This window comes from Rhodococcus sp. T7 (assembly GCF_009872365.1).
Classification (GTDB): domain Bacteria; phylum Actinomycetota; class Actinomycetes; order Mycobacteriales; family Mycobacteriaceae; genus Rhodococcus_F.
The window spans coordinates 1-9,498 of the sequence record NZ_WXYH01000091.1 but is presented as its reverse complement, the minus strand read 5'-3'; the positions used below and the strand labels follow the sequence as shown (position 1 = coordinate 9,498).

10 protein-coding genes are annotated in these 9,498 nt (G+C 68.2%); 2 read left to right on the top strand and 8 right to left on the bottom strand.

The window, feature by feature from the left end:
* The 4 genes from MLGJGCBP_RS11520 to MLGJGCBP_RS11505 all read right to left on the bottom strand — a co-directional run.
* A partial coding sequence (locus MLGJGCBP_RS11520; protein WP_160095676.1) for a biotin carboxylase N-terminal domain-containing protein occupies positions 1-99 on the bottom strand: 99 nt, incomplete at its 3' end.
* 132 nt (positions 100-231) lie between these two features.
* On the bottom strand, positions 232-1,608 hold the full coding sequence (locus MLGJGCBP_RS11515; RefSeq protein ID WP_160095674.1) for a condensation domain-containing protein: 1,377 nt from the start codon (positions 1,606-1,608) through the stop codon (positions 232-234).
* 21 nt (positions 1,609-1,629) lie between these two features.
* A complete protein-coding gene (locus tag MLGJGCBP_RS11510; RefSeq protein WP_160095672.1) occupies positions 1,630-2,046 on the bottom strand; it encodes a SufE family protein in 417 nt (138 codons plus the stop codon).
* Entirely contained in the window at positions 2,043-2,942 is a 900-nt protein-coding gene (locus MLGJGCBP_RS11505; RefSeq protein WP_072951493.1) for a sulfurtransferase, read from the bottom strand. Before MLGJGCBP_RS11505 ends, MLGJGCBP_RS11510 begins: the two co-directional genes overlap by 4 nt.
* Positions 2,943-3,089: 147 nt before the next feature.
* Here MLGJGCBP_RS11505 and MLGJGCBP_RS11500 point away from each other — a divergent pair, with 147 nt between their 5' ends.
* Positions 3,090-3,500, top strand: a complete 411-nt coding sequence (locus MLGJGCBP_RS11500) for a group III truncated hemoglobin (RefSeq protein WP_160095670.1) — start codon at positions 3,090-3,092, stop codon at positions 3,498-3,500.
* On the opposite strand, the gene MLGJGCBP_RS11495 is transcribed toward MLGJGCBP_RS11500, so the two are convergent.
* Positions 3,467-4,909, bottom strand: a complete 1,443-nt coding sequence (locus MLGJGCBP_RS11495; protein ID WP_087562062.1) for a condensation domain-containing protein — start codon at positions 4,907-4,909, stop codon at positions 3,467-3,469. The two genes, MLGJGCBP_RS11500 and MLGJGCBP_RS11495, sit on opposite strands and share 34 nt — an antisense overlap.
* Positions 4,909-6,426, bottom strand: coding sequence for a condensation domain-containing protein (locus MLGJGCBP_RS11490; RefSeq protein ID WP_160095668.1), 1,518 nt, complete (start codon positions 6,424-6,426; stop codon positions 4,909-4,911). Before MLGJGCBP_RS11490 ends, MLGJGCBP_RS11495 begins: the two co-directional genes overlap by 1 nt.
* Before the next feature lie 249 nt (positions 6,427-6,675).
* On the opposite strand from MLGJGCBP_RS11490, the gene MLGJGCBP_RS11485 reads away from it, so the two are divergent.
* Positions 6,676-8,394 carry an MFS transporter gene (locus MLGJGCBP_RS11485; RefSeq protein WP_160095666.1) on the top strand — a complete coding sequence of 573 codons (1,719 nt, stop codon included), beginning with the start codon at positions 6,676-6,678 and terminating at the stop codon, positions 8,392-8,394.
* On the opposite strand, the gene MLGJGCBP_RS11480 is transcribed toward MLGJGCBP_RS11485, so the two are convergent.
* Together MLGJGCBP_RS11480 and MLGJGCBP_RS11475 are read right to left on the bottom strand one after the other, a co-directional pair.
* Complete coding sequence (locus MLGJGCBP_RS11480; protein ID WP_087562059.1) at positions 8,377-9,021, bottom strand: Maf family protein; 645 nt, start codon at positions 9,019-9,021, stop codon at positions 8,377-8,379. The genes MLGJGCBP_RS11485 and MLGJGCBP_RS11480 overlap by 18 nt on opposite strands.
* Before the next feature lie 10 nt (positions 9,022-9,031).
* Positions 9,032-9,388 (bottom strand): acyl-CoA carboxylase subunit epsilon, encoded by a 357-nt coding sequence (locus tag MLGJGCBP_RS11475; RefSeq protein WP_160095678.1) that lies wholly within the window; start codon positions 9,386-9,388, stop codon positions 9,032-9,034.
* Positions 9,389-9,498 lie beyond the last annotated feature (110 nt).

Here is a 9,498-nt window from a genome sequence, read left to right as displayed (position 1 = left end):
CAGGCCGGCGTCGGCGGCGGCCCGGATCACCCGCACTGCGATCTCACCGCGGTTCGCGACGAGCACCTTCGTGATGTGCGCGCTGGCATGACTGGGCACTGAGCCTCCTGTGGTTCGCGTGGTCTGTCTCCGCGGTGGTCCCCGGGGGTGTTCACCGGCGGTGGGTTACGGCATCTCTTCGGAGTCTAGGCACCGAACCGATCGGTGTTGCCACCGGACCGAATATTGCCGTCAGGCCTGTCCGACGCTGTGCAACCCTACCGAAGGGTAGCTGGTTGAAACCTGTTCCAGTTGCCTGCGGAGGCTCGCGACCCACGTGTGGACGCTCGCGGCGGCGATGTCGTTGCCCGGATATCGGACCGCCAGATTGACGCCGCGGGGGGTGCGATTGATCCACGCGTACACGTCGTGGGTGTACTGCCGGCTCCGCAGCGCCCGGGCGTTACGTTCGTGCCAGCGGCCCGCTTCGGGCACGAACCGGACGTCCATGTAGGAGACGACGAAGCGCGGCCGGATGGGGATGTCGAGTTCCTTCTCGATCTGGTCGAACGGGACCACCGAGATCGGTTTCGTCCGGGCCACGCTGTCGGCGGCCTCGCGGGCGACGGCGGCGAAGTCGTCCGACGTCACCTCGAAGTCGATCGGGCTCAGACCCACGAACCAGCCCAGCGCGGACGCCCACTGCGGGGAGTGCCGGGTGTGAACCGGAGTGACCGTCCGGAAGCGGTCATCGCCCGCCACTTCCGCACCGGCAAAGCCGAGGCACGCGAGCAGGCCGGGGAAGAACCCCACATCCGCCTCCCGGCACGCCGAGTTGAACGCCGCGGCCTGATCGGCGTCGAGTATCCAGGCGGACAGGTTCTGCTGCGCGTACGTCGTGCGCGGGCCGACTTCCAGGGGGAACTCGGGTAGTCCCGGCCCCTCGAGTGCGGACCGCCACACGTCGAGCGCCTCACGCTTGACCTCGGCGGCGGTGGAGATCTCGCGCTCCTCGCGGCCGAAGTCGATGTAGCTGCCGACGGGGAACAGGTTGGCCGTGCGGCCGGACAGCGCTTCTTCGTACAGCGCGGTCAACTCGTGAGCGACGAGCACGATGGAGAACCCGTCGATGATCGAGTGATCCGCCGCGAAGAACACCGTGAACCGGTCGCGCTGCACGGTCTCGAGCGTCGCGAAGACGTACGACGGCCAACTGTGCGGCGAGGCGTACTCGTCGAACAGTTGCTGCAGGTGCGCGAAGTTGTCGCCACCGGCGGCGTCGTAACCGTGGCTGACGACCCCCACGTGCAGCCCGCCCTGCGGCACGGTCCTCCGGCGCACCCGCTCGGTCTCCGTGTCGAACGTCGTGTGCGAGCGCAGCACCTCGTGGCGATCGGTCCACTTCTCCAGCGCGGTCCGGAACGCGGTGACGTTCAGCGTTCCGTGGATCTCGAATGCGGTGCCCAGCCAGGATTCGCGACCGTCGGCATCGGCGCACCGGCGTAGATGCGCCTCGTGGATGTACGAAGCAGGACGGGGATCGTCCTCCCACTCCGAGCGGGCGCACGGCAGCCATTCGGTGAGCGCACCCACCGGAACGGGGTAGTCGGCAAGTTCGGTGAATTCCATCGGTATGTGTTCAGACCCTGCCTAGCCGCGAAGATGCCGCTTGATTCGCGCGAGCATCGCCGACATGCCGCGCAGCCGCAGCGGACTGACGGCGTCGGCGAGCCCGAGCGCGGAGTAGAAATCGTCCGGAATGCCGAGGATGGTGACAGCACTGTGCCCATCGAGGCCCTGGTGCAGGATCGATGCGAAACCCCGCGTCGTCGGTGCCTCCGCGGGCGCGCTGAAGTGCAGTCGCACATGCTCCGGATCGGAGTCGTCGACCGACAGGAACAGCGGCGACTGGCACTCGGGCACCGGTTCCATCGCGTCCTGCTCGAGTTCGGCAGGCAGGGGTGCCAGTTCGCGGCTGAACTCCAGCAGCAACTGCAGCTTGTCCGAGCCGTCGACGGCGGCGAAGTCGTCGACGATCTCGGCGAGCGAATCGGGTAGTGCGGTCATGACGTTGCGCCGGGAACGTCTCCCGGCTCTTCACCCCTGACGATCGGAACGCGAACCATGTTGCCCCATTCCGTCCACGAACCGTCGTAGTTGCGGACGTTGGGATAACCGAGCAGGTGGGTGAGGACGAACCAGGTGTGGCTGGAACGCTCACCGATCCGGCAGTACGCCACGATGTCGTCGTCGGCGGACACGCCGCCGTAGATCTCGTTCAGTTCACCGCGCGAACGGAAACGGCTGTCGGGTGCGGCGGCCTTGGCCCACGGAATGCTCTGCGCGCTCGGGATGTGGCCGCCGCGGAGGGCGCCCTCTTCCGGGTAGTCGGGCATGTGGGTGCGTTCGCCGGTGTACTCCTGCGGCGACCGGACGTCGATCAGCGGACCCTTGCCGAGGTGATCGAGGACGTCGTCCTTGAACGCGCGGATCGGGGCGTCGTTGCGCTCGACCACCGGGTAGTCGGTGGGGGAGGTCTCGGGGACGTCGAACGCGGTGTCCCGGTTCTCGGCGATCCACGCGTCGCGGCCGCCGTCGAGGAGACGGACGTCCTCGTGTCCGAACAGCGTGAACACCCAGAGGGCGTACGCCGCCCACCAGTTGCTCTTGTCGCCGTAGATCACGACGGTGTCGTCGCGGCTGATGCCCTTGCGGCTCATCAGCTCGGCGAACTGCTCACCGTTGATGTAGTCACGCGTCACCGGGTCGTTGAGGTCGAGGTGCCAGTCGACCTTGACGGCGCCGGGAATGTGACCGACGTCGTAGAGGAGCACGTCCTCGTCCGACTCCACGACCTTGAGGCCGGGTGTGCCCAGATTCGCGGACAGCCATTCCGTCGACACGAGCCGACCGGGATTGGCGTACTCGGCGAAGGACTGGGTGGGATCTGGCGCTACGGGCACGGGTGGGCTCCTGGGGCAGATGCGACGGGGACGGATCAATTCTAGGCGGACGCCGGAAGTTCTTCCGACCGGCGTTCACACTTACCTTCCGAGCACGGTGAGGACGGTGAGGGCGGGCGCGTAGATTCGCACCCGAACGGAGGCCCCATGCCCGACATCACGACGCGCGCCGACCTGGAACTGCTGCTCCGGCACTTCTACGGCCGGGCCTTCGCCGACCCGGTCCTCGAACCGGCATTCGAGACGCTCGCCGTGATCGGCCTGGACGGCCACCTGCCCGTCATCTGCGACTTCTGGGAGACGATCCTGCTGCGCACCGGCGTCTACCGCGGCAGCGTCGGTGCCGTGCACCGGGGGCTGCACGGCAGGCACGGATTCACCGGCCGGCACTTCGACCGCTGGGTCGAGCTGTGGACGTCCAGCGTCGACGAGTTGTTCCTCGGCGACGTCGCACAGCAGGCCAAGGCCGAAGCGGCCAGGATCGCCTTCGGGATGCGGCGGCAACTGTTCGAGCCCTCCCGCGGTCAGACGACCGGAGTGCCCTCCAGGTTCAGCTGACTGGTGAGTTCCGCGATGGGAGTGACACCGTTCTCGCAGATGTCGCGCATGATCTCCCGCAGCCGTACCACGAACTCCGTGACCGCATGCCGCGCCGTCGGCGTCTCCGGGAACCGTGACCGCAGCGCGAGACCCCGCTGGGTGCGTGAGATCCAGAACTGGGCGTCGTCCGCGACCGTCACGTTGCTGATGTGGTGGGCGTTCAATTCGTCGTGATCGTCGGTGCCCGGCAGCTTGCGGTAGTCGATGTACGAGACCATGAACACATCGGTGCGGGTCCGGCGATATCCGTCACCGAGCGCCTCCCGCACCTGAGCCATCGACACACCCTTGAGCGTGAGCGCCGTGCGGAACGAGGCGTGGGTGTGCGCAAGCGAGGACTGGAAGTCGCAGTCGGGGGTCAGTTCGACCGTCAGCGGCGCGCTCGTCGTGAGCCACCCGATCGCGTTGGCCCACTGCGGGTCCTGGCGGATGTGCAGCGGAAACTGCAACGGCATCCGGTCGGTGCCGTTGATCGAGTGCACGGCCAGACCCATCGCGGTGAGCGTCCCCGTGAACAGGCTTCCCCCGGAGTCCAGGCAGATCTCCTCGAACCGGTCGGTGCCCGCGGCGCCGAGGAGAGGACGCACGTCGGCACCCTGCGGGGCGGGCCTGCCTGCCTCGACACCCAGATCGAGCGGAAAACTGGGCGCGGTGCCGCCGCAGCGCTGGTAGAAGCGGGCCCATTCACGCACCCGGGGGTCGCCGATCTCGGTGACCGGCGCCTCCGCCTCGAGTTCGCAGTACCGCAGGAAGCTCCCCGGATCACCGAGTTCCTCCGTCAGCGCCGCCTCGGTGAGCACACCTGAGCGGCCGAGCCCGATGATTCGCTGATAGATCTGCCGGAGTTCGCCCAGCGCGATGACGAGCGAATACCCGTCGACGAGTGTGTGATCGAACGCACTGACCACGGTGTAGTGCGAGTCGCGCTCGATGGTCGCGAACAGGTAGGCGGGGAACGTCAGCGGATCGCACGCCTCGGTGAACCGGTACCGCAGATGGTCGCGGAGTTCGTGCGGTGACGTCGTCACCGAGGACTCGGACGCGACGACGGTGATGTCGTCGGGGTCGAGATCCACCCGGGCCATCGCGTCCGGGCTCACATCGAAGCCGGTCTGCAGCGTGTCGTGACGCCGGATGAAATGCACCAGCGCCTGCGCGAGCGCGTTCCGGTCGAGCCGGCCGGGGAGGTCGAAAGCCGCTGCCATCCAGACGCTTCGGCCGACCCCGTGCGTGCGCGCCGTGTCGAGATGGAACTGCTGGTTGTACGACGGCGGCACCGCCGAGGCCGACACCTCGCCCGGCGCGACGGACCATTCCGTCACCAGGCCGGGTTCGAGCATGTACCGGTCGATCGACGTGACGTGCACTACTCCACCCCTGTGGCAGTCGCGGATTCCGCGGCCGCCGGCGCGAACGGCGTCACCGTGTAATCGCCTTCGCGGGCCACGGTTTTCATGATCGCCGACAACCGTTCGGCATACGCGGTCACCGACCGGTGCGCCTCCTCCGTGTCCGGATGCGAGATGGCCATCCACGTGCCCTCGAAAACGCGGTTGATCCAGATCGACGCGATCTGGGTGGCTTTGCCACCGACGATGCCGGTCGCGCGGGTCGACACGAAACTCTCGGTCTGCGGCAACCGTCGCCCATCGATGTACGACACGATCGGCGGCGGCGCGAGCGTGGTGTGCTGCGACGTCGCCGCGGGGCCGGCCTCGGCGAGAACGGTGTCGATCACCTGCTGCACGGACACCTCACCGAGAGCCTTGCCCGAACGGTAGGCGTCCTGCGCGCGCCCGGCGAGCCCGGTGAACGTCGTGGCCTCCTCCAGGGCGAATCCGACCGGAATGAGATTGATGAACCACCCCTGGGACCAGTAGAACTGCGGGTCGTTGCGGGTGGTGACGGGGGAGAGCGCCATGTAGCGGTCGCGTCCGACCAGTTCGTGTTCGGTGATGGCGAGGGCCGCGAACACCCCGCCGATGAAGTTGGAACCGTGTGCCTTGCACACGGCGCCGAATCGCTCGCACTCGTCGGCGTCGGCGAGGTCGAATCGGCTGCCGATGGCCGGCTTGGGGGCGTCGGACGCCCCGAGGTCGAGCGGAAAGCTCGGAAAGCTGCCCCCGTTGCGGGTGAGGTGACCGATCCAGCCGTGCACCTCGGGGGATGCGAGTGTCAGCGTCGCCGCCTTCTCTCGTTCCTGCCTGCTGTATTCCACGTAGCTCCCCGGATCGGGAAGTTCGGGCGCGGTGCCGTCGAGTTCGGCCTGGTAGATGATCCGCGTCTCGGCGAACGTGAGAATCATCGACTGCATGTCGGTGTGCGCGTGATCGACGGCGTGGAACAGGGTGAAGCTGTCCTCGGTCCCTGCGGTCTCGGCGTCGTAGTGCTCCACCACACCGAAGACGAACGCGGGCCAGGCCAGCGCGCTCGTGTCGTTCGCGAAGCGCGCGGCGATGTGGTCACGGACCTGTTCGGGGGTGGTGAGCGTCTCGCCCTCGTGTGCCGTGAGCGCGATGGCGTCGGCGGGCACGACGTGCCGCCGGACCGCGTTGCCGGTGTCCGTGGGGTCCGCGTCCGCGTCCGCGAACGAGAACCAGCTGTGCAGCGTGTCGTGCCGCAGGACGTAGCGCTCGAGCGTCCGGGTCATCGCCGCGCGGTCGAGTCTGCCCGGGAAGTCGAACGCGATGCCGATCCACGGCGACTGGGTTTCGCCGTTGTTCGCCGCCAGCCGGGCCCGCCGCAGGTGCCGCTCCTGCATCGTCGTCGGCAGTGCCGGATCCACCGGAGCTTCGGCGGCCGCACGTGCACTCGCGTCCGTGACTTTCCACTCGACGACCCGCCCAGGTTCCGGCTTCCAGTGGGTGATCAAGTTCAAGTCCATCGAGCGGCTCCTGGTGTCGAATCGAGGTTGCGAGATCGGTCGGGTGTGGCACGGCCTTCTCGCAAGAGGATGCGGCACCGAGTGCCTTACCGCGAGAGGTAAAGAAGTATGAGACTGATTACAGGCCGGTTCCAGTTTAGTCAAGTGTCGGGCAAAGGGGTTCTACGCTGCAAGTTCTTCGCGTACTATCCAGCAACTTCGGAACAACCTCACAGCAACCCGTGAGGTTCGAACCGCTAGCCTGTCCGGATGCCTGTGACGCAGCGTGACGCACTCTATCGGGGCGAACTCGGTCGGTGGGTCCCTTGGCTGGGTTTGGCCACCAGTCTCGCCGCCGTGTTCATGCAACTCCTGGACGCGACCATCGTCAACGTCGCGCTGCCGAGCATCGCGGTCGACCTCGGCGCCTCGGTGTCGGCGCAGTTGCTGATGGTGAGCGTCTACACCCTGTCCTTCGCGTGTTCGCTGATCACAGCGGCGCGACTGGGTGATCTCCTCGGCCGGTGGCGCGTCTTCCTCACCGCACTGGCCGCCTTCGTTGTCGCCTCACTGCTCTGCGGGCTCGCCCAGACGCCGACCGCTCTCGTCGTGTCGCGGGCGCTGCAGGGCCTGGCGGCAGGGTCGATGTCGGCTCAGACGTTCGCCATCATCTCGGGCCTCTTCCCGAAACGGGCCCACCCGCGGGTGTTCGGGATCTACGGCGCGACCATCGGGCTCGCCACGATCTGCGGCCCGCTCGTCGGCGGACTTCTCATCCAGTGGGACCTCTTCGGCTGGGGCTGGCGGCTCATCTTCTTCGTCAACCTCCCGCTCGGTCTCGCGGCCCTGGTCCTCGGCTACTTCTACCTCGTCGACGCGAAGCCGGACGGTGTTCGCCAACTCGACGTGGGCGGCGCCGTGCTGTCGGCAGTCGGGCTGTTCCTTCTGATCTTTCCGCTCGCGGAAGGACGCGAACGTGGTTGGCCGACGTCGATCGTGGTGATGCTGCTGTGCTCGGTTCCGGTGTTGATCGCCTTCGTGGTCTACGAGTGGCGGCTCGGGCGCCGCGGCGGCGACCCGGTCCTGCGCCTGGAGTTGTTCACCGACCGCGCGTTCTCGCTGGGCGCGGCCCTCGCGTTCGTGTTCTTCGGCACGCTCACGTCACTGATCTTCACCATCTCCCTCACCCTGCAGTTCGGGTTCGGGTTCTCACCGCTGCGGGCCGGGATGATGACGCTGCCGTGGGCACTCGGCACCGGTCTCGCGGCGCTGGCCTCCGCCGCCGTCTACCGGCGCATGGGCAACCTCGTCCTGCCGTCGGGGATGGCGCTCTTCGCGGGCTCCCTCGTCGTGCTGGCGGCGCAACTGCAACACGAGGGCACCGACCCGAGGTGGTCGGCGCTGGCCGGGCCCCTGTTCATCGGGGGAGCCGGGCTCGGATTGTTCGTGGCGCCGCTCCAGACGGCGATCCTCGCGACCGTGCGACCGGAGAACGCGGGTTCGGTGTCCGGGCTGCTGCCGACGGTTCAGCAGGTGGGCAGTTCGATCGGGCTCGCGGTGATCGGGGTGGTGTTCTTCAACCTCGTCGCGACGCAGTCGGCGGACGCGGTCCAGGCCGAGCGGCCGGCGCTCACCGCTCAGCTCGCCGAGGTCGGGGTGCCGCCGGGGCTGATCCCGCGCGCGGAGGAGACGTTCGTGCGGTGCGCGTCGGAACAGCTCGGGTCCACGTCCCCGATGAAGGTGCCCGACGAGTGTCGTTCACCGGTATCGGGAGGAACCCCGCTCGGCGAGGCCCAACAGCAGATCGCCGACTCCGCGGTGGTCGCGGCCAGGGAAGCGACCCGCAGTGCGGCAGGCGAGGCGTTCCTGCAGGGGGAACGCCGCATCCTCTGGATCATCGCGGCGGTCGCCGCGGCCATCGGGGTGGCATCGCTGACCCTGCCGCGCCGGAACCAGCCGGTCGACGACGGGTCAGTCGCCGCGGCCTGACGTCGCCCACAACTCGGCGACGCCGACGCCGACGTCCGCGAGCAACCTCCGGACGAGGGGCAGACCGATCCCGATCACGCTGGACGGGTCGCCCTCGATGCGGTCCACGAACCACCCGCCGAGGCTGTCGAGGGTGAACGCACCCGCGACCTGGAGAGGTTCCCCGGTCGCCAGGTAGGCCTCCAGATCGGCGTCCGGTGGGCTCGCGAAATGGACCACGGTGGCGCTGTGGTCGTGTGCGTCACCCACCACCGCGCCCTCGGTGATCCGCAGGACGCTGTGCCCGGTGAGCAGGGTCGCGCTACGGCCGGCCATCGACGACCAGCGCTCGCGCGCGACGTCGACGGTCCCGGGTTTGCCCTGCAGGGCGCCGTCGATCAGCAGCATGGAGTCGCATCCCACGATCACGGCATCCGAGATCCCGTCCCGTGCGAGAACGGGGAGGACGTCCTTCGCCTTGGCGCGGGCCAATTCGGTGACGACGTGCTCGGGAGCGGCGGCGGCACCGAGTGCCGCGATGAGGGCGTCCTCGTCGACCCCGGAGACTCGCACCACCGGTTCCACCCCGGCGCTCCGCAGCACAGCCAGCCGCGCCGGGGACGCCGAGGCGAGAACGAAGGACGTCACGAGGCCCGGATCAACGCCGGTACGCCGACACGTTCGGGAACGCGTACGGCGAGAACGGGGCGATGCTCCGGTGCATCCGGGTGGGGGCGCCCCAGGACTCGGGCGGGACACCCGAATCCGGATCACCACTGCCTGCGGCGGCGACCGCGGACAGCACCGCGACGAGTGCCGCGATCTCCCCGTCGGACGGGGCCCCCTTGACCACCTTCAGGAACATCTCGCGGGCCGGACCGGCCGCACCGTCCGCATCGGCAGGCAGGTCGGTGGCCGCGCCGTTCGGGAGCGTCGTGGCTGCGGACCCGTTGACCGGCGACGCCGCATCCGACTTGGTCTCGGTGCGCATGTCGTCCTCGGGGAGATCCGTCACTCTGTCCAATGATTCGCCGACACTCATAGCGGGATGTTCCCATGCTTCTTGGGCGGGAGGGTGACCATTTTGCGTTCGAGCAGGCGCAGGGCGGCCACGATCTGTCCGCG